The 20,572-nt window shown below is 66.5% G+C and carries 17 protein-coding genes; 6 read left to right on the top strand and 11 right to left on the bottom strand.

Translation table 11 applies throughout. The features are described 5' to 3' along the window. Positions 1-48 precede the first annotated feature (48 nt). Together AC5P57_RS18740 and AC5P57_RS18745 are read left to right on the top strand one after the other, a co-directional pair. Positions 49-876, top strand: coding sequence for an META and DUF4377 domain-containing protein (locus tag AC5P57_RS18740; protein ID WP_099552516.1), 828 nt, complete (start codon positions 49-51; stop codon positions 874-876). Between the two features lie 142 nt (positions 877-1,018). Further along, positions 1,019-1,486 (top strand): META domain-containing protein, encoded by a 468-nt coding sequence (locus tag AC5P57_RS18745; RefSeq protein WP_142807962.1) that lies wholly within the window; start codon positions 1,019-1,021, stop codon positions 1,484-1,486. 85 nt (positions 1,487-1,571) lie between these two features. Here the strand turns inward: AC5P57_RS18745 and AC5P57_RS18750 are convergent, their stop codons facing one another. The 9 genes from AC5P57_RS18750 to AC5P57_RS18790 all read right to left on the bottom strand — a co-directional run bounded on the left by AC5P57_RS18750 (position 1,572) and on the right by AC5P57_RS18790 (position 10,543). Further along, positions 1,572-2,183 carry a YbhB/YbcL family Raf kinase inhibitor-like protein gene (locus AC5P57_RS18750; RefSeq protein WP_262235866.1) on the bottom strand — a complete coding sequence of 204 codons (612 nt, stop codon included), beginning with the start codon at positions 2,181-2,183 and terminating at the stop codon, positions 1,572-1,574. A 10-nt stretch (positions 2,184-2,193) separates the two neighbouring features. After that, the gene (locus AC5P57_RS18755; protein ID WP_099552519.1) at positions 2,194-4,263 is read right to left on the bottom strand and encodes a tetratricopeptide repeat protein; all 2,070 of its coding nucleotides are present in this window, start codon (positions 4,261-4,263) and stop codon (positions 2,194-2,196) included. Positions 4,264-4,319: 56 nt separating this feature from the next. Further along, on the bottom strand, positions 4,320-5,309 hold the full coding sequence (locus AC5P57_RS18760; RefSeq protein WP_262235947.1) for a YheT family hydrolase: 990 nt from the start codon (positions 5,307-5,309) through the stop codon (positions 4,320-4,322). Positions 5,310-5,361: 52 nt separating this feature from the next. Then, a complete protein-coding gene (locus AC5P57_RS18765) occupies positions 5,362-6,153 on the bottom strand; it encodes a lysophospholipid acyltransferase family protein (protein WP_099552521.1) in 792 nt (263 codons plus the stop codon). Between the two features lie 119 nt (positions 6,154-6,272). After that, positions 6,273-6,707: a hotdog fold thioesterase gene (locus AC5P57_RS18770; protein WP_099552522.1), complete on the bottom strand. Its 435-nt coding sequence runs from the start codon at positions 6,705-6,707 to the stop codon at positions 6,273-6,275. Between the two features lie 10 nt (positions 6,708-6,717). Next, positions 6,718-8,769 carry a phospholipase D family protein gene (locus AC5P57_RS18775; protein WP_099552523.1) on the bottom strand — a complete coding sequence of 684 codons (2,052 nt, stop codon included), beginning with the start codon at positions 8,767-8,769 and terminating at the stop codon, positions 6,718-6,720. Further along, positions 8,766-9,383: a YceI family protein gene (locus AC5P57_RS18780; protein WP_099552524.1), complete on the bottom strand. Its 618-nt coding sequence runs from the start codon at positions 9,381-9,383 to the stop codon at positions 8,766-8,768. Before AC5P57_RS18780 ends, AC5P57_RS18775 begins: the two co-directional genes overlap by 4 nt. A gap of 4 nt (positions 9,384-9,387) precedes the next feature. Next, positions 9,388-9,864 carry a SixA phosphatase family protein gene (locus tag AC5P57_RS18785; protein WP_005407539.1) on the bottom strand — a complete coding sequence of 159 codons (477 nt, stop codon included), beginning with the start codon at positions 9,862-9,864 and terminating at the stop codon, positions 9,388-9,390. A gap of 49 nt (positions 9,865-9,913) precedes the next feature. Further along, positions 9,914-10,543, bottom strand: coding sequence for a ParA family protein (locus tag AC5P57_RS18790; protein ID WP_049446080.1), 630 nt, complete (start codon positions 10,541-10,543; stop codon positions 9,914-9,916). 123 nt (positions 10,544-10,666) lie between these two features. On the opposite strand from AC5P57_RS18790, the gene AC5P57_RS18795 reads away from it, so the two are divergent. Then, on the top strand, positions 10,667-12,151 hold the full coding sequence (locus AC5P57_RS18795; RefSeq protein ID WP_049429869.1) for an AAA family ATPase: 1,485 nt from the start codon (positions 10,667-10,669) through the stop codon (positions 12,149-12,151). A 582-nt stretch (positions 12,152-12,733) separates the two neighbouring features. On the opposite strand, the gene AC5P57_RS18800 is transcribed toward AC5P57_RS18795, so the two are convergent. After that, positions 12,734-13,369: a tetratricopeptide repeat protein gene (locus AC5P57_RS18800; RefSeq protein ID WP_262235868.1), complete on the bottom strand. Its 636-nt coding sequence runs from the start codon at positions 13,367-13,369 to the stop codon at positions 12,734-12,736. A gap of 172 nt (positions 13,370-13,541) precedes the next feature. On the opposite strand from AC5P57_RS18800, the gene AC5P57_RS18805 reads away from it, so the two are divergent. The 3 genes from AC5P57_RS18805 to AC5P57_RS18815 all read left to right on the top strand — a co-directional run bounded on the left by AC5P57_RS18805 (position 13,542) and on the right by AC5P57_RS18815 (position 19,329). Continuing rightward, entirely contained in the window at positions 13,542-17,228 is a 3,687-nt protein-coding gene (locus AC5P57_RS18805) for an indolepyruvate ferredoxin oxidoreductase family protein (RefSeq protein WP_262235869.1), read from the top strand. A 127-nt stretch (positions 17,229-17,355) separates the two neighbouring features. Next, on the top strand, positions 17,356-18,003 hold the full coding sequence (locus tag AC5P57_RS18810) for a helix-turn-helix transcriptional regulator (RefSeq protein WP_262235870.1): 648 nt from the start codon (positions 17,356-17,358) through the stop codon (positions 18,001-18,003). A gap of 39 nt (positions 18,004-18,042) precedes the next feature. Next, positions 18,043-19,329, top strand: a complete 1,287-nt coding sequence (locus AC5P57_RS18815; protein ID WP_262235871.1) for a type II toxin-antitoxin system HipA family toxin — start codon at positions 18,043-18,045, stop codon at positions 19,327-19,329. On the opposite strand, the gene AC5P57_RS18820 is transcribed toward AC5P57_RS18815, so the two are convergent. Further along, complete coding sequence (locus AC5P57_RS18820; protein ID WP_099552529.1) at positions 19,330-19,944, bottom strand: DUF938 domain-containing protein; 615 nt, start codon at positions 19,942-19,944, stop codon at positions 19,330-19,332. Between the last annotated feature and the right edge of the window lie 628 nt (positions 19,945-20,572).

A 20,572-nucleotide genomic window follows, 5' to 3' on the forward strand; every position in this document is an offset into this window, starting at 1 on the left:
TTGCCGGCCCCACCCCGTTTCCCCCACGGTTCCCCAAGGAGAATCACCATGAACCGCAAGCTCACCCTGCTCCTCCCGCTGGCCCTGATGGCCGCCTGCAGCCAGACCCCGGCCCCGGCCGGCACCGGTGGCGACGACGTGGCCCCGGCCGCGGCCAAGGCAGCAGACCAGCAGACGCTGGCGCACCTGGACGCGCAGCGCCTGCAGAGCCAGCACTGGCTGCTGCAGCAGGCCACCGGCGCCGACGGCAAGCGCATCGACGCGCTGTTCGCCCGCGAAGACAAGCCGGTCACCCTGGACTTCGCTGATGGCCGCCTGTCGGTCAGCAACGCCTGCAACCACATGGGTGGCGGCTACACCCTGGCCGACGGCAAGCTGACGGTCAGTGCGATGGCCTCGACCATGATGGCCTGCACCGACAAGGCGCTGATGGCGCTGGACGAAGCCGTGTCGAGCCGCCTGCAGGGCGAGCTGAAGGCCGAACAGGACGCCGACGGCAAGCTGACCCTGACCAACGCCAAGGGCGACAAGCTGGTCTTCAATCCGGAACCGACCGCTGAAACCCGCTACGGCGGCGCCGGCGAAACCGTGTTCCTGGAAGTGGCCGCCAAGACCGAGAAGTGCTCGCACCCGCTGATCCCGGACTACCAGTGCCTGCAGGTGCGTGAGGTCAAGTTCGACGACAAGGGCCTGAAGCAGGGTGAGCCGGGCAAGTTCGAGAACTTCTACGGCAACATCGAGGGCTACACCCACGAAGACGGCGTGCGCAACGTGGTGCGCGTAAAGCGCTACGAGGTGAAGAACCCGCCGGCCGATGCGCCGTCGCAGGCGTACGTGCTGGACATGGTGGTCGAGTCGGCCATCGAGAAGAAATAAAACGATGGAAGGGCGGCCGAGAGGCCGCCCTTCTTCATGGTCGGTAGAGCCGGCCGCTGGCCGGCTGCCCTGCGGGGCACCGCCAACACACGGATGTTGCCGGCCAGCGGCCGGCACTACCCGGATGCATCGGGAGATTGGCATGAAGCACGTCCCCGTCCTCATCATTGCTGCGCTGCTGGCCATGTCCGCGGATGTGGCCGCTGCCAGCACGCCCGGTACCGATCGGCTCGAAACACGCCTGTGGCAACTGGCGCGCGCCACAGATGCGCAGGGCCGGCGCATCGATGCCTTGTTCGTCCGCGGCCACGCGCCCTATACGCTGCGCTTCCAGCCCGGTTACATGAGCGAATTGAACCTCTGCAACCACGTCAGCAACGAGTACCGGCTGCAGGGCAACCTGCTGATCCTGCGCAACGGCGTGCAGACCACGGCCCAGTGCATCGATCAGGGCATGACCATGCAGCAGGAACGCGCGGGAATGCTGATGCGCGGTGGACATTCGGCGCCGACGCTTGCGTTGGATGACCACGGCGTGCTGGTGCTGCGCAATGCGCAGGGCGACATCGCGGTGTTCGAACCGGTGGCGCTGCAAGCGGATGGAAGGTAGAGCCGGCCGCTGGCCGGCATCTTCCCTGTGTTGCCGCCATTGCCTGCAGCAGCCGGCCAGCGGCCGGCTCTACCCGGTGTGCTGCTCAGCCCAGCGCCGGGTTCAACGTGTAGGTGCCGTGCAGTGCGGCTTCGGCCAGCACGTGGCCGTGCATGGCGCGGTACGCATCGGCGGCGGTGAAGCGCTGCGGCAGGTCCAGTGACGCCACGTCCAGCGCGAATACCCGGAAGAAATAGCGGTGCATGCGCTCGTCGTTGAACGGCGGATACGGGCCGTCATAGCCCAGGTAATCACCGGCCATGTCCGGGTTGCCCGCGAACCAGCCGGTGAAGTCGTTCAGCCCCTGGCGGCTGCCGGCCGGGCCGGCGGGTGCAGGCTTGCCCTTCACCACGAAGCCGTCGCTGCAGCTGCCGGCGGCGATCTCCTGCACCGTGGCCGGGATATCGGCCATCACCCAGTGCACGAAATCGCAGCGCGGCTGGTCGCGCGGCACGCTCATGTCGCTGCGGCCAACCGTCTCCGGCACGGTCGGTACGTCCGGGTCCACGCACACCAGCAGGAACGAACGGGTGCCGGCCGGCGCCCCGCTCCAGGCCAGGTGCGGGTTGCGGTCCGGGGCGAAACCGCTTGCGTCGCCCGCGGCGAAATCACGATCAATCGGTGCGCCGTTGGTCAGGCTGTGGCTGGTCAACTGCATCGGACTCTCCTCACTCTTCCGGGTAACCCAGGCGCACCGCAACCGGGGTGAGCTGGGCGAAGGCGGCGCTCATCACGTCGCGGTAGTTGCGCCAATGACCGGCAGGCAGGCGCGGGGCTCCCAGCTGTGCCGCCGGCGGCATCGGCCGCTCGAACAGGCGACCCAGCAGTTCGGCCATCGCCTGCGGATCATTGCCGATCTGGTCGATGCGCAGCAGCACGTGCGGGTACAGGTCGTCCTCATGCAGCGTGGCGATCTGGTTCAGCGCGCGGGTCAGCCATTCACTGGCTTCGGCCAACGACGTCATCGCCAGCGGCGCGGCGGCACCGTAGGCCACCCAGTCCAGCAGCATGTCGCGCGGGTCGCGCAGCACCAGCACCAGGCGGCCCTGTGGCAGCTGCGGGCGCAGCGCCCACAGCAGCGCGTTATCCCACCACAGCAGCCAGTCGATCACGGTGTCGCTCTGCAGGCCACGTGCCGGCAGCTGTTCACGCCAGCGCTGCACCAGCCGCTCCGGCGTCAGCACGCCCGAGGCCAGGTCCTGCAGCGTGTTGTAGTTCTGGAACGCGTCATCGGGCGGCGTGTTGGTGTAGCGGTCGCTGCGCAGCACCGGGCTGGCAGCAGCCAGGCCGGTTGCCACGCGCTCCACGCCCGAACCCGGCGCGCCCCAGAGGAAGATCGGCGCGGAGCTGGCATCGCCGTCGATGCTGCCCTTGTCCGGCCAGCTCGGCGGGGACTTGGCCTGCGGCGGCAGTGGCAAGCGCTGCGACGCCTGGTCGGCCTGCAGCGACAGCCACGTGCGCAGCGCGTCCTGCGGCTGCCCGGCGCGGTCCTGGATCTCGCCCATCCACGTCCGCAGGTCGGCACGATGGTCTTCCGGCGCCAGCTCGATCAGCGCCTGCACGCGGGCCACGGCGGCGGCGGGATCGCGCTGCAGCAGGCCTTCGACCAGGCGGGTCTCGCCGCTGACGCGGCCCGGTTCCAGGCTGACGATGCGTTCGGCGATCGCTTCGGCCTGAGCGTGTTCGCCGACCATGTCATGCAGGCGCAGGCGCGCCTCCAGGGCCGGCAGATGCGCGGGCATCGCCGCCATCCAGCGCTCGACCGCGGTCACGGCGCTTTCGCTGCCCACCTGCTCGATGGCCAGGCGTGCCAGCCACACGTCGTGCAGCTGGTCATTGGCATCCAGTACCGCATCCAGGCGTGCACGTGCTTCATCCTCTCGCCCCAGGCGCTGCCATGACATCAGCAGCAGCTGCAGCACCTGGCGGTCTTCCGGCTGCGTCTCCAGCAGCGGCAGCAGGTAGTCCAGGGCCTGCAGCGGCTGGCCATTGCGCAGCGACAGTTCACCCGCCAGGCGGCGCATCGACGGTACGTCCATCTCCGGCTGCTGCAGCGCCACCTGCATCGCTTCGGCGGCGGCCGGCACGTTGCCCTGGCGCAGTGCCAGCTGCACCACCAGGCCGTGCAGCGAGGACAGCGACGGATTGAGTTCCAGCACGCGGCGGAACGACTGCTCTGCAAACGCCAGCATGTCCTTGCCCAGGTAGGCGAAGCCCAGCGCGTACAGCACGCGGGTATCGTCCGGCAGTGCCTTGCTGGCAGCCGACAGCAGCGCCAGTGCGCGGTCGGCATCACCGCGGCGCAGTGCAACCATGCCGTCGATGGTCAGCAGCTCCGGATGGTCCGGCTCCACGCGCGCGGCCAGGGTCGAGATGCGCTGCGCTTCGTCGAAGTCATTGCGGCCGATCGCCAGGTGCGCCTGCATCAGATAGGCGGAGAACGAGTTCGGATCGAGGCCGGTGGTGCGCACCAGTGCTTCGTCGGCACCCTCGAACTGGCGCAGTGCCAGCAGCAGGCCGGCATGCTGCAGGTGCAGCTGGGCGTCGTCCGGGGCCAGCCGCAGCGCCTGCTGCAGGGCCTCCATCGCCTCCTCGGCGTTGCCCTGCTGCTGCAGCGCAAGCGCCAGCCAGCGGTGGGCGTTGGCCTGGCCGGGTTCGTCATGGGTCCACGCCTGGGCCAGCTGCACGGCCTGGTCGGCCTGGTTCTGGCGCAACGCTTGGATGATCTGGTCTTGCATGGCAGTCCGGTTCAAGTGCAAACCCGCATTGTAGCGGGCTGCGCGCTGCCGCCGGTTCAGGCCCGCAGAACCCGCCGCAGGCGCTGCGCCACCCAGCGCTCGGAGAAACCGTCGCCACGCCAGTTCTCGATGAAACCGCAGTGGCCGCCCCAGCAGGCGGTTTCCAGGTGCGCCTGGCGCGGCAGCTGCCAGTTGTTGAAGGTGGCATATGGGATCACCGGGTCATCCTGCGCCATCAGGATGTCGGCCGGTACCTGCAGGGTCGACAGGCGATCGCCGGCAATCGAGTAGCCGTCGAAATAGGCCTGCAGCGAACCGAAGCTGGTGTGGCGCTCGACCAGCCAGGTGGTCAGCGCGCGGATGTCCAGCTTCAGCACGCGGTCGTCGCAGTCGCTCAGCTCCGGGAACAGGTCGCGCTTGCGGCGCAGCGAACCGGCCCACTTGCGGCGGAAGTACCAGTCGTACATCGCCGGTCCGTTCTCGATGCTTTCCATGGTCAGCGCCGGGTCCAGCACCGGGCACACCGAGGCCACGCGCTGCAGCGGCACGCCGGCGGCCGGTGCACGCAGGGCCAGGCGCAGCACGAAGTTGCCGCCCAGCGAATAGCCGGCGGCCACCAGCGGCAGCTGCGGCCAGCGCTGGGCGACGTCACCCGCGGCATGCACCACTTCGTCGATCAGGTTGGAGTGGAAGATGCCGGGGTTGAGGTGATGGGTGTTGCCGTGGTCGCGGAAGTTCAGTCGCACCACGTCGAAGCCCTGTTCCAGCATGCGCGCGGCCGCCATCCGCATGTAGCTGGATTCGGCACTGCCTTCCCAGCCATGCAGCAGCAGCGCGATGCCCTTTGGCTCCCGGCCTTCGACATGGCTGTGCCAGCCCTGCAGGCGAACGCCATCGCCGCCATCCAGGATCAGCTCCTCGCTGACCGCACCGGTGGCGGCCAGCAGCAGCAGGCCACGCTGGAGGCGCATGCGGCTGGAGCTGAGCATCGACTGCAGGTGGGGATTGCGCAGCCAGCGCGGTGGCTGGTAGTCAGCCGCATGCAGCGTCGGCGTACCGGCGTCCAGGACAGGTGGCGGGATCAGGGCCACCGCAGCCTCACCCGGTGCTCATGGCCGCCACGATGCGCGCGCGCGAGGTTTCCGCGATGCGCCGACGGCCTTCCAGGTCCTGTGCACCGATCGGTGCCAGGAAGTGCACTTCCGCACGTCGCGCCGGCTCGCCGAGCAGGCGCAGGAAATTGGCGAAAAAGCTTTCGTTCGGGCCGAACGCGACGATGGTCTGCGCGTCGCCCTTCACCCCGTATACCAGTGCCACCGGCTGCACCGGCACGCCGGTCTCGACCGCGGCCTGGAAGATGCGGGCGTGGAACGGGCCCACTTCGTGACCGCCGCGGGTCCGCCCTTCCGGGAACACGCCCACGGCCTTGCCCTCGCGCAGGCGGTCGGCCATCACCTGCATCACGCCACCGAGCGATTCGGTGTTGCCTCGCTGGTGGAAGATGGTCTGGCCGCGCGCGGCAAGCCAACCCACCAGCGGCCAGCTGGCAATCTCGCGCTTGGCGACGAAGCCCATCATGCGCTGGCTGTGCAGGATGCAGATATCGACCCAGCTGACATGGTTGGCCACGAACAGCACGGCACCGGGCAGTGGCGCGCCGATCTGCGTCAGGCGGAAGCCGAAGATCCACATCAGCCCACCCTGCCACCAGTTGACCACCTTGGCGCCGAAGGTCGCCTCGCCCACGCGCAGCTCGCCCCACGGCGGAAGCATGCCGATCAGGATGAGCGGCAGGAACACGATGATGTGGACCAACAGCAGCGGTACGCGGTACAGGTAACGGCACACACGCGCCACGCCGCCACGGGGGGCCGGAGTGGGGGAAGTCATCCGCGCACGATACCGGAGGGCCGTCATCGCTGCCAGCCGATTTAGGCCATAACAGCCATCGACCGGGGCAATCGGCGGGGAACGCTGGGTTCCGCCGCCGTCAACGAGCCCCGCGGAGCTCAGCCGTGGCCGGCAGCCACCACCGCCAGGGTCAGCCGCGAGATGCATACCAGGCGGCCCTGCTCGTCCTCGATGCGGATCTCCCACAGCTGGGTGCTGCGGCCGACGTGCAGCGCGCGGGCGGTGCCGGTGACCGTGCCCGAGCGCACGGCGCGCACGTGGTTGGCGTTGATCTCCAGGCCCACGCAGATCTGCTTGCCGGTATCCACGCACAGGTTGCCGGCGCTGCTGCCCAGGGTCTCGGCCAGCACCACCGAGGCACCACCATGCAGGATGCCGTAGGGCTGGCGGGTGCGCTCATCCACCGGCATGGTGGCCTGCAGCCAGTCCTCGCCGGCGGCGCTGAAGACGATGCCCAGGGATTCAATCGCCGTGTCGCGGCTGAGCGCGTTGAGCTGCTCGATGGAAACGGCTTCGCGGAACACCTGGGTCATGCGGGTACCTTCAGAGGATGGGAACGAGACCGGCGCCGAATGCTGTCAGCATGCGCACCAGCAGCCACTTCGGGCCGACGTTGACTTCGGGGAAGTCGCCGACGGCGACGTAGCAGCGATGGAAATCAGGATCCTGCCGTGGCAGCGGCCGCGGGCACTCGGGGCCGGGCTTGAACTCGTAGTCGGTGGCGTAGCGCCACGGCCAGAAATCAAGGATGGGCAGCGCTTCGGAGGCCTTGCCGACGCTGTAGTTCAGCCCCGACAGCACCGGTGGCTTGGCCCGTGGCGCCACCGTCCAGGAGTTCTGCGGGTGGGTATCACGCAGGATGCTCTGCGCCAGTTCCTCGGCAAAAACAGGGTCATCGATGATCACCGCGCCTTCGGTGTTGTAGTTCTCGCTGCGCGGATCGAAGTTGTGGGTGCCGACCACGCCGATGCGGCGGTCGACCACCAGCGACTTGGCATGCAGGCCCATGCGCGCGCCCTTGCGGGTGACCGGCAACGGCTTGTTGACCGCCTTGCTGCCAAGGAACGACGGCCGCGTCTCGGTGCGCAACAGGCGCGTTTCCACCTCGCTGCCGGCGGCGCGACGGCGTGCGCGTGCGTTGTCGTAGGCACCATCGCTGTGGCGATGGTTCAACGGGCCCTGCTTGCTGCCAGCATCCGAACCACTGCTGCTGCCACTGCGTGCGTTGCTGCCGGCGGCACTGCCGCCGATCAGCGGATTGCGGTCGCCCTCGTCTTCACCCCCGGGCGCGGCGATCGGGTCCGGCAGCAGGTTGCGGTAGTCGACCGGCGCATCCAGCGGGAACGGCTTGTATTCGAAGATGTTGAAGCCCAGTTCGCGCATGTTGCGCCGCTTGTACTTGTACGACAGCGCATACACGATCGGGTTGTCGGTCGCCGCCAGGCTGTTGCTGGACACCACCACGCGGGGTGGCTGCGGGCGCTTGCGCAGTTCACGGAACAGCTTCTGCGCCGGCTTGGACAACACCAGGTACGGCGTCTGCAGGATCACTTCCTTCTGCGCACTGGCGATCAGCGCATCCAGCTGTGGCTCGGTCACATGCTGGCCGGCCAGCGGGGCATCGGCCTTCTCGCGGCGATGCTTGCGTGGCAGGTCGGCCACGTAGCGCACCGATGCCACCGGTAGCGCGGTATCCACGAAGGAACGGGTGACGAACTCGGTGTCGTTGGCTTCGGCGCTGACCCGCTGTACCCGTTCCGGGCGCCGGAAGGTGGCCGGTGGCAGCGTTGGCACGCCTTCGCGCAGCAGGGTGCGGCCCACGTCGTTGAGGCGCTCGGCCGGCACGCTGCGGTGGGCGCGCCAGAACGCGTCGAAGTTGGCCGCCATCGCACGTGCTTCGGGGCCGGCGATCAGCACATCGCGGTCGCGGAAGTTGTACTCACGGTCCCAGTCGTAATAATCGTCCTGGTAGTTGCGGCCACCGACCACGCCGATCGCATCGTCGATCACCAGCAGCTTGTTGTGCATGCGCTGGTTGAAGCGGCGGAAGCAGCACAGCACGCTGCCGGCATAGTCGAAGTAGTTCAGCCGGGCCTTGCCGAAGGTCGGGTTGTAGACCCGAAGCTGGAAATTCTGGTGGGCACCGGACAGGGCGCCGAGGATCTGCAGGTCGGAGATCGCCGAGAGCTGGTCGATCAGCAGCCGTACCTTCACCCCGCGGCGCGATGCGGCCAGCAGTTCGTCGATGACCAGGCGGGCGCTGTCGTCCTTGTCGAAGATGTAGGTCTGCAGGTCGATGCTGCGGGTGGCACTGCGCAGCAGGTTCAGGCGCGCCACCAGGGCGCCCTCGCCCTCATCGAGCAGGGTGGCGTAGTGGCGCGGTCGTTCCGGGGTGGATTCGGTGAACGCCCGGCCGGCCAGCGCACGCAGCGGCGAGTCCTGTGCACAGCGGTCGGGACGCTGGCAATCCACCACGGTCGAACGTGCCTGCACGGCGATTGCCTCGGCGCGGTCACGCTCGGCATTCGACAGCGATGCACAACCACTGCCCAGCAACACGGTTGCCAGCGCCAGTACACGCAGCAGGAGGTTCACGGTTTCGGCGCCTCGCTCAGGCGCGCACGCAGTACGAAAGTCACTCGGTCACTCAAGGCAAGCTGCCAGCTGTCCATGCCGTACCGGCCTCGCTGCACGGTACCGCGGCTGACGACGTCGCAATCATAGCCGGGTCGGGCACACTCCGCCTTCTCGACCTTCAGTGTCTCGGGGTGGCTGATCCCGCGCAGGGTCAGCCGGCCGTTGATGTCGCCACCGCTCTCCACGGTTTCCGGCCAGTACGGCAGCGAGTCGAACTCGACCACCGGATGGCGGCCGGCATCGAAGAACTCCTCGCCGCGCATCCAGCCGGTGTAGCGTGATTTGCCGGGAATCTCGACCGAGCGCGTGAACATCTTCAGGTGCACCTGGTGGCGGCCGTCGGAGAGGATCTCGATGCGCCCCTCGAAGTGCGGGAACAGGCCTTCGATACGCTGCCCGAAGCGTGTGCGCACCTCGAAGCCGATCTGCGAACGCTGGGTATCCAGGCGCATGACCCTGTGCGCCTCGGCGACCACCGGTGGCAGGGTGGTCGGCGTGGGCACGGCGGCCCAGGCCGGGCCAAGTGCCAGCAGCGCGGGCAGCAGATAGCGGCTGCGCCGCGCCAGGCTCATCGGATCACGGCCACCAGAATGCGTTCAGGCTGGCCACGCCCGGCTCGATCGAGGCCTCACGCGGGAAGCCGAGCACGGCGATCCCTGCCGGCGGCATGCCGCGGTAGTCGCTGCTGGTGCCCTCGGTCATCAACGCCACCAGCCGCTCCAGGCCCGGGTTGTGGCCGACGATCAGCACCCGGTCGAGATCACGGCGGTCGTCCACCAATGCCGCCAGGGTGCCGGGAGTGGCTTCGTAGATGCGGTCTTCCAGGCGCTTTTCCACGTAACCGATGGTGCCGAGCACGGCTTCCAGGGTTTCGCGGGTACGCCGCGCCGGTGAACACAGCACGCAGTCCGGCAGCAGGTTGTTTTCCTTCAGCCACTTGCCGGCGGCTTCGGCTTCAGCCAGCCCCACCGGCGACAACGGCCGGTCGAGGTCGGCCTGGCCGGGGGTAGCCGGTTCGGCATGGGCATGGCGCAGCAGGATCAATTCACGCATCGCGGGTTTCCATGAAGAAGAGGATGCAGCAGAAAGAGTGACGCAGGGATCAAAGCTTGAGCCAGGACAGCAGCGGCTCCCAGTCGGCCTGATGCTCGCGCACCTGGGCCGAGCGGTAGTCGAACAGGCTGCGGCCGAGGCCGGTCATGACCACATAGCTCTGGCTGTCACGCAGCTGCGCGACCACCGGGTACGGCCATTCGGCCAGCATCTGCAACGCCTGCTGCGAAGTCTGGGTCCAGGGCTTGGTGCGGTTCAGGACCAGCCCGACCGGCAGCTTGCGGCTGTGCACCCGCGGGTTCTGGGCCAGGCTGTTGAGGAAGCCGACGATGGCTTCGATGTCCAGCGCCGAGGGCAACACCGGCACCACCACCGCGTCGGCAGCGTCAAGGAAATGGGGGATATCGTCGGCCAACGCACCGGCCGGTGCATCGATGATGACGGTTTCGGTGCCGTCGGGCAGCTTCTGTGCCCACTGCTTCTTTCGATACACATCAATGGGAAGCACCGCGCTTTCCAGCCCGGCACGCCGTTGCGCCCAGCGGGTGCTGGAGCCCTGCGGGTCGGCATCGGCGATCACCGTGGCCTTGCCCTGCAATGCCGCGTACGCGGCCAGGTGGGTGGCGACGGTGGTCTTGCCCACCCCGCCCTTGGAACCGGCCACCAGGATCGTCTTCATGCCAGCCTCGCTTCCGGGTACGTGCCCCGAGCGTACACCGGCGGTGGTGACGGGAGGTAGCACTGCGCTGAACCTGTGGCCATCGCCTTTGCTATCGTGGCGCCCCCGAAGGATCGAACCGGCATGAGCGAGCTGCAGGACCTGAGCGCACTGATCCGCGCCAACACCCCCCTGATCGTGATCGAGACCCAGGACGAGGGCCGCATCGTCGATCTGTTCCGGCAGACGCTGATGCACGTGTGGCGGGCGCTGCACCGCTGGTCGATCACCGAAGGCCTGCGCCGCATCGACCTGGACAGCGAAGATCCACCGGTCGGGCCGCCCGATGCCAGCGCGGCCCTGCAGATGATCCGCCAGGCCGAGCAGCGCGGGGTCTACCTGCTCCTCGATTTCCACCCCTACCTGGGCTATGCCAGCCACCAGCGCGCCCTGCGCGACCTGATCCAGCGCCGCCACAGCGAACCGCACGTGCTGGTTCTGATCGGCGCCAAGGTCGAACTGCCGGCCGAGCTGGAAGCGCTGGCGGTACGCTTCAACCCGCGCCTGCCCGACGCCAACGCCCTGCTGAAGATGCTGCGCGAAGAGGCCGATGCCTACGCCCGCGAGCATGGCGGCCGCCGGGTAGAAGTGGACAGCGAAGCGGTCAAGAAGATCCTGAAGAATCTGCAGGGGCTGAGCCTGGTCGATGCCCGGCGCATCGCGCGCCAGCTGATCTACGCCGATGGCGCGCTGCGCGATGACGACCTGCCGCAGCTGGCACGGCTGAAGTTCGAGCTGCTCAACCGCAGCGGCCACCTGTTCTTCGAGCATGACAGCGCGCGCTTCGGCGACGTGGCCGGCGCCAACCGGCTCAAGCGCTGGATCAACCAGCGGCGTGTGGCGTTCATCGCTGGCTCGGCACCGGCCGGGCTGGACCCGCCGCGCGGCATGTTGCTGCTGGGCGTACAGGGCTGCGGCAAATCGATGCTGGCCAAGGCCACCGCTGCCGGCTTTGGTGTGCCGCTGCTGCGCCTGGACGTCGGCGCGCTGTACAACAAGTACCACGGCGAGACCGAGGCCAACCTGCGCCAGGCCCTGGCCTCGGCCGAGCAGCTGGCGCCCTGCGTGCTGTGGATGGACGAAATCGAGAAGGGCCTGGCCAGCGGTGGCGAAGACGGCGGCGTGTCGCGCCGCGTGCTCGGCCATCTGCTGACCTGGATGGCCGAGCGCAAGGCACCGGTGTTCATTGTGGCCACTGCCAACCAGGTACATGAGCTGCCTGCCGAACTGCTGCGCAAGGGCCGTTTCGACGAGATTTTCTTCGTCGACCTGCCCTCGCCTGAAGTGCGCGTGGAGCTGCTGCGGCTGCACCTCGGCCGGCGCCAGCTCAACGCCGACGACTTCGCACTGCCCGCGCTGGCGGCTGCCGCCAACGGGTTCTCCGGTGCCGAGATCGAGCAGGCGATCGTGGCCGGGCTGTATGCGGCGCATGCCGAGGGCCGGCCGCTGGATACCGAGCTGCTGATGAACGAGATCCGTGCGACGCGACCGCTGTCGGTACTGATGGCCGAGCAGGTCGAGGCGCTGCGGGCGTGGGCGTCGGGGCGGACGGTGTCCGCGGACGACTGAGCGGTTTCCAGCGAACGGCGCAGCCCCTCGTGGCGGCTGGTTGGCTGTGAACATCAAAAGCCGCGCTTGGCCGGGCGGGATGGATTCGCGGGGGACGCCGTGAACCCGTCCATGGGGGCTTGGCCGCGGCATCCATGCCGCGGACACCCCCGCGAACCCACCCCGCCCGGCCTCTGACAATTTCCGACTGCGTCCGCCACGGAAAAGAAAGAAGAAAAGCAGAAGCAAAAGCAAAAGCAAAAGCGCTTGGCTGGCCGCTCTTTGTAGAGCCGAGCCCACGCTCGGCTGCCTTTCGATCAGATATCGAATAGTCGATTCCGATGCAGATTCATCCACGCATGGCGTGGATCTACCGTGTCGACCAAGGTCGACACCTACCAACAGCAGCGTCGAACCGTCAGAGGTGGGGCGGTGTGGGTTGGCAGGACCGTTGGCGCCATGGATGGCGCCATCGAGCCCCCAGGGACGGGTTTACGGCGTGTCCTGCCAACCCACACCGCCCCGCCATCCCGCGGATTGCCCGCTGTTGCTCCGGCCGTTGCCTCTGCGGGTGCCGGGTGCAACCCGGCCGGACCCCCTCCCTCAGGGCCAGGCAGGCGGTGCGGCCAGCCACGCCTGCTGCACTTCGGCCAACGACGCACGCTCGTCCTCGCGCCATTGCGGCAGCAGCTGCGCGTAGTTGGCGCTGGCGCTCCATTGCGACGGCTCGGTGCGCACCGCTGCGGCATACCACTGCACCGCTTCCTGTTTCTGCCCCATCCGCCACAGCGCCAGCGCATAGGTCGGTGGCACCCAGCTGGGCTTGCTGCGCGCATTGCCGGCCGATGACAGCCATTGCTCCAGCGCTGCCTCCGGCTTGCCCTGGCGCAGCAGGTCCCAGCCATAGTTCCAGCGCACGCTGCGGCCCGCGCTGCTCTGTGCCGGCGCCTCCTTCAAAGCCTCGCCGTACAGCTGGTCGGCCAGCTCGGCACGGCCCTGGGTGCTGGCCAACGAAGCCAGCTGCACGGTGGCTTCCACCGCGCGCCGGCCGCGCTCGCGCAGCCTCACCAGCTGGCTGACCAGCTCATCGCCCTCGCCCTGCATCGCCACCATCGGTGCCGCCGCCAGGTCGCTGTCGAAGTAGAACTCCTGTGGTGCCGGCATGGCCGGCGCGGCCCACGCCGTGGCCGCTCCCGAGGCCAGCAGCACGCTGGCCAGGATCTTTCCTGGAACTGACATCCCTTCTCCCCAGGCTGCACAACCGCAGCCTCCCTCTCTCGCCTCCGATCCTAACCCCAGCAGCGGCGCGGGCGCGAGTGCCGGGACCACCACGGCCCCGCTGCTACAATTCGCGCCTTTCCCGCCGCGTGCCCGCACGCGGCCGGTGCCAGCCGATCCTACCGGGCCAGCCATGACCAGTACCGCGCAACTCACTTCGCCCTCTTCCGCCGACCTGATCGACCGTGATTACACGCTCGACCACAAGTACAGCCGCAACGAGGGGCGGATCTACCTGAGTGGCGTGCAGGCGCTGGTACGGCTGCCGCTGATGCAGCGCCTGCGCGATGCCGCCGAAGGCATCGACAGCGCCGGTTTCGTCAGTGGCTACCGTGGCAGTCCGCTGGGCGGCTTCGACCTGGAACTGTGGCGCGCGCGCAAGCACCTGGACGCAGCCAAGGTGAAGTTCACCCCGGGCCTGAACGAGGACCTGGGCGCCACCATGGTGTGGGGCACCCAGCAGACCAACCTGTTCCCCGGCGCCAACGTGCAGGGCGTGTTCGGCATGTGGTACGGCAAGGGCCCCGGCGTGGACCGTTGCGGCGACGTGTTCAAGCATGCCAATGCCGCCGGCACCTCGCGCTACGGCGGCGTGCTGGCACTGGCTGCCGATGACCATGCCTGCCGCAGCTCGACCCTGCCGCACGGCAGCGAGGACGAGTTCGTCAGCGCGATGATGCCGGTGCTGAACCCGGCCGGCGTGCAGGACATCCTGGACATGGGCCTGCTCGGCTGGGCGATGAGCCGCTATACCGGCCGCTGGGTGGGCTTCAAGACCATTGCCGAGACGGTGGAATCCTCGGCCTCGGTCGAGGTCAATCCGATGGCGCGCCGCATCGTGCTGCCGGAAGACTTCGAGATGCCGTCGGCTGGCCTCAACATCCGCTGGCCGGACCCGCCGCTGGACCAGGAAATGCGCCTGCACCGCTATGCGGTGAAAGCCGCGCAGGCGTTTGCCCGCGCCAACGGCATCGACAAGGTGGTGATGGATGCGCCGCGCGCGCGGCTGGGCATCGTCACCACCGGCAAGAGCTATCTGGATGTGCTGCAGGCGCTGGAATACCTGGGCCTGGATGAAGCCGCATGCGCCGACATCGGCATCCGCGTGTACAAGGTCGGTATGACCTGGCCGCTGGAACCGCAGGGTATCGCGCGCTTCGCGCAGGGTCTGGAAGACATCATCGTGGTGGAGGAGAAGCGCGCCTTCATCGAGCGCCAGATGAAGGAACAGTTCTTCAACTGGCCGGCCAGCTGGGGCCAGCGCCCGTCCATCGTCGGCAAGTACGACGAGAGCGGCGAATGGATCCTGCCGTCCACCGGTGAACTGACCCCGGCCACCATCGCCGGCGTGATCGGCCGCCGCATCCAGAAGTTCTTCAACAACGAGTCGATCGAGCAGCGCCTGCAGTGGATGCAGGAGAAGGAAGCCGAGCTTGCATTGCCGCGCGCCAGCTTCCCGCGCGTGCCGCACTACTGCTCGGGCTGCCCGCACAACACCTCCACGCAGGTGCCGGAAGGTTCGCGTGCGCTGGCCGGCATCGGTTGCCACTACATGGTGACCTGGATGGACCGCAGCACCGACACCTTCACCCACATGGGCGGCGAAGGCGTGACCTGGGCCGGGCAGGCGCCGTTCACCGACACCCCGCACGTATTCCAGAACCTGGGTGACGGCACCTATTTCCACAGCGGCTCGCTGGCGATCCGCCAGGCAGTCGCCGCCGGCGTCAACATCACCTACAAGATCCTCTACAACGATGCGGTGGCGATGACCGGCGGCCAGCCGGTGGACGGCCCGCTGAGCGTGCCCGACATCGCCAGGCAGATGCGCGCCGAAGGCATCCACACCATCGTGGTGCTGTCGGACAACATCGGCAAGTGGACCGGCCAGCGCGAACACTTCCCCAGCGACGTGGAGTTCCATGACCGCAGCGAGCTGGAGGAGGTGCAGAAGCGCCTGCGCGAAGTGAAGGGTGTTTCGATCCTGATCTACGAACAGACCTGCGCCACCGAGAAGCGCCGCCGCCGCAAGCGCGGCAAGCTGGAAGACCCGCAGAAGCGCGTGCTGATCAATTCACTGGTCTGCGAAGGCTGCGGCGACTGCGGCAAGAAGAGCTTCTGCGTGTCGGTGCTGCCGAAGGAAACCGAGTTCGGGCGCAAGCGCGAGATCGACCAGTCCAACTGCAACAAGGACTATTCCTGCGTGAATGGCTTCTGCCCGAGCTTCGTCACCGTGCACGGTGGCCAGCCGCGCAAGGGCAGCAAGCGCGATGCCTCCACCCTGCTGGACAACCTGCCGGCACCGACCATCCGCGGCACCCTGGAACAGCCCTGGAACATCCTGATCACCGGCGTCGGCGGTACCGGCGTGGTGACCATCGGCGCGCTGCTGGGCATGGCCGGTCACCTGGAAGGCAAGGGTGCGACCGTGCTGGACCAGACCGGCCTGGCGCAGAAGGGTGGCGCGGTGACCACGCACATCCGCATCGCCCGCCGCCCGGATGACATCCACGCCGTGCGCATCGCCGCCGGTGAGGCCGACCTGGTGCTGGGCTGCGACATGGTGGTAGTCAATGACTACTGGGCCCTGTCGAAGGTGCGCGCCGGACGTTCGCAGGTGGTGCTGAACACCTACGAAGCGATGCCGGGCACGTTCACCACCCGTCCGGACATGCAGTTCCCCGCCGCCGACATCGTCGCCGGTGTGCGCGTGGCCCTGGGCGGCCAGGAGCCGCTGCTGCTGGATGCTACCCAGCTGGCCACTGCGCTGCTGGGCGATGCCATCGCCGCCAACCTGTTCATCCTCGGCTACGCCTGGCAGCAGGGCCTGGTGCCGCTGTCGTTCGAATCGCTGATGCGCGCCATCGAGTTGAATGGCGCGGCCGTGGCGATGAACCAGCAGGCGTTCGCCTGGGGCCGCCTGGCCGCCGTCGATCCGCAGGCCGTGCAGCAGGCCGCCGGCCTGGTGCGCAACCGCCACACCGATACCGAATCCACCCCGGGCCCGCTGCACCCGCTGCCGCCGGGCGAGTGGGAAGGCAACGAATGGGGTGCAACTGCGGCACCGCGCAACACCGCTGACGAACGCGAGCTGCGCGGCCTGCCCTCGCATGGCGGCGACGTCGCCTTCCTGCCGCTGGACGACGCGCGCCTGTCGCGCTCGCTGGATGAAATGATCGAGCGCCGTGCCGCCTTCCTGGTCGAATACCAGGATGCCGCCTACGCCAAGCGTTACCGTGATCTGGTGGCACGCGTACGCGCCACCGAGGCCGATCGCATCGGCGGTTCCACCGCGCTGACCGAGACTGTGGCCCGCTACCTGTTCAAGCTGATGGCCTACAAGGACGAGTACGAAGTGGCGCGCCTGTACACCAGCGGCGACTTCCAGCGCCGCCTGCAACAGCAGTTCGAGGGCGACTACCAGCTGCGCTTCCACCTGGCGCCGCCGCTGTTCGCGAAGAAGGACGAGCAGGGCCGGTTGCTGAAGAAGGAATACGGCCCGTGGATGTTCAAGGCCTTCGGCCTGCTGGCGAAGCTGAAGTTCCTGCGCGGCGGCCGCTTTGATGTGTTCGGCCGTACCGAGGAGCGCCGCATGGAGCGCAAGCTGATCGGCGACTACGAGGCCACCGTGCAGCTGCTGCTGGATGGCCTGGATGACGACCGCCTGGCGCTGGCGGTGGAGATTGCCAGCGTCCCCGAGCACATCCGCGGCTTCGGCCACGTCAAGGAAGCGCATTTCGCGCAGGCCAAGGCGCGCGAAGCCACGCTGCTGGCGCAGTGGCGCAACCCGAAGGCGCTGCACATCGTGCAGGTGGCTTGAAGCGCAAAAGTCATCGAAGGCTGACATTGGTCAAATGTCGTCGTTCGCTTACTTTCCTAGGCCGCCCAACGGGCGAAGCTAAGCAGGGCTTCTGACCAAATGAATGCGAACGCTGGCATTTGCATCAATGTCAACGTTCGCATACCTTGGTTTCATGACAGCGATCAGAACCGCACAGGAGCTTGGAAACCTGATCCGGAGCCAGCGTAAGGCTCGAGCATGGGACCAAGCGCGTTTGGCTCGCGAGGCTGGCGTCAGCCGTCAATGGATCATTGAAATCGAGAAGGGCAAGCCGCGCGCGGAACTGCAACTTGTACTGCGTGTAATGAACGTTCTCGGTCTTTCATTGATCGTTGAGCCAGAAATCACATCTCAAGCACCTAACCTGAATTCGGTGGAGCCTCAGACGGCCGACATCGACGAGATTGTTGACCGTTACAAGAGCTCACCAGCTGACGCGACGTCGCTGGCAAACGACGTAGAACTTCAGAACTCACTCATAAGAGCTTCGCTTTCTCTGCCAGGACCAACATGGCCGATGGAAAATGAAGCATTTGAGACTATCTATCGTGCTCTGCAGAATCCTACAGTAAAGGCCGCTTCAAGCCTCATGGAGGATCCCTTGCTAAAGCAAGTCGCCGAGGTTCTCGAATCTCCAGCTTTGAAGAAGGCTAACCTAGCCATGGAGAATGCGGCCATGAAGCACCTTAGGGAGTACATGGAAATGCCGACGATGCAGCAATTGGAACGCCTCAGGAGCCGTGTCAAACGCTGATTGCGAAATATTCCAAAAACCATCCAAATAGTCATAGACATGGCACTCAACGTACTTCTTTCCGGTCAGATTTCGGGACGCCTGACCCAAGGTTCGCGCGGGCACCCGGAGTTCAGCTATCTCGCCGAATGGAGGAGTGCAGCGAGAGCTTTCCCGCTTTCCCTTTCGCTTCCCCTTGCCGGCGACGTCAACTCTTCCGACAAAGTCGCTGCCGTCCTTTGGGGCCTCCTGCCTGACAACGAGTCGCTCCTGCAGCGGTGGGCATCACAATTTCATGTGTCCCCCCGCAATCCCGTTGGTATTCTGAGTCATGTAGGCGAGGACTGCGCTGGGGCTGTGCAATTCGTCCGCGATGAACGGCTCAACTCCATTCTGGCGGGAGAAGATGATCTACTGGTACCGCTTACTAATCAGCAGGTTGGAGAACGGCTTTCGAGGATTGGTATTGGTCAGCCTGCAAGCAGACAGCCCACTGATGTAGGCCAATTTAGCCTCGCCGGCGCACAGGCCAAGATCGCACTGCTTCGACAAGAAGATGGTAGCTGGGCAATTCCTTCTGGCCGGATTCCAACAACCCACATTCTAAAGCCACCGAATAGTGACTTCGATGGGTTCGTAGAAAACGAGGTATTTTGCCTGAGACTCGCCCGCGCACTTGGTGCATCTGCTGCATCAGCGGAGATGATTGTATTCGGTGATCAGACCGCAATCAGTGTTGAGCGTTACGACCGATACTGCGAGGCAGGGAAATGGAAGCGAGTTCATCAGGAGGACTTCTGCCAGGCCCTAGGTGTAATGCCTCACATCAAGTATCAGAGCCAAGGAGGTCCCGGGCCGGCAGATCTGTCCAGAGTCCTGTGGGAGCACTCAAGCCAGCCAACTGTCGACGTGGAAGCTCTTCTTCAAGCGCTGATGTTCAACTATCTGATCGGCGGCACTGATGCACACGCAAAAAATTACTCAATGCTAATCGGGGCCGCTGGGAAAGTCAGACTCGCGCCCCTCTACGATGTGTCCAGCGCCCTGCCCTATCAGCACATTCAAAAGCGAAAGATCAAGATGGCCATGAAGATAGGCAATCACTATCGCTGGTGGGAAATTGGACTGAACGACTGGCTGAAAACTGCCGAGTCGATGAAGGTTGACTTGGGCAAGGCAACCTACATGCTCTTTTCCATGGCATCACTCCTACCCCACATCGCATTGCGAGTACTGAACGAGTTGCGTGCGGAAGGAATAGAACATGAAGTTCTACAAAGGCTGTTTGGAGAAATCCGCAATAGTTGCGAGCGCTGCCTTCGGCAATTCGAACAACCCGCGACCTGATCAGCCCAACCGCCACAGCAATAGTCGGTTGTTGGCCGGCATCGCCACGTCGCGCAGGCGGGTGAAGCCGTTGTCCTCGGCCAGCGCCTGCACAGCTTCCACGTCGCGGATGCCGCTGCGCGGGTCACGCGCCTTCAGCCAGGCATCGAACTGCGCGTTGCTGTCGCTGGTGTAGCGGCCGCCGTAGTTGAACGGGCCGTAGACCGCCAGCAGCGCGCCGTGGCGCAGCAGCGGCGGCAGCGCGGCGAACAACGCCTGCACGTGCTCCCAGCCCATGATGTGCAGGGTATTGGCAGTGAACGCCGCATCGAAGGTGCTGCCCTCGGGCAGGGTCAGGCCCGGTGCCGGCGGCAGTTCCACCTGCAGCGCCACGGGCGGCAACAGGTTGAGCAGCGCCGCCTCCGCGCGCCAGGCCTCGATGCCGGGCAGGTGGTCCGGGTGGTCGCTGGGCTGCCAGCGCAGCCACGGCCAGCGCTCGGCGAAGAAGGCCGCGTGCTGGCCGGTGCCGCTGCCGATTTCCAGCAGCCGATGACGGTCGCCCATCCACGGGTCGAGTGCGGCGGCGATCGGTTCGCGGTTGCGCTCGCAGGCTTCTGAATACGGCTTGCTCGACATCAGGACGGTGTCCAGGCGGGGGTCGGCCCCATTGTGCACGAGGGGGTGTTGCTCGGCAGGGCTTGCAGCCCTGCACCTGCTTCAAGCCACAGCAACGGCAACAGCCACGTCAAATTCAAAAGCAGGCTATCCGTGGGATGGCGGGGTGGGTCCGGTTGAGGGGGACGCTGCAAGTACGTCCATGTAAGCTCGGTCGCCGCATCCATGCGGCTCACGCCCCCTCAACCGGACCCACCCCGCCTTCGACAGACCTCCGCGATCTGTCGGAGCACGGGGTCGGATCCCGTTGCTGCGCAACGGGCTCTGACCCCCGATGAATTTCGATATCTGACAGATGTGTCGACCAAGGTCGACACCTACCAACAGCCGCTCGGACAACCATCGCAGTTTCCAACAGCCACCGGCCAGCTGTCAGAGGTGGGGCGGTGTGGGTGGGCAGGACCGTTGGCGCCATGGATGGCGCCATCGAGCCCCCAGGGACGGGTTTACGGCGTGTCCTGCCCACCCACACCGCCCCGCCATCCCACGGAATGCCGCTCTGGCTCTGGCTTTGGCCGTTGCCGTTGCATTGAGCAGGTGCAGGGCGCAGCCCTGCCGAAACCCTCCCCAACCATGACTGCAGTCACTT

This window comes from Stenotrophomonas sp. YJH_SMC_79, assembly GCF_059367995.1.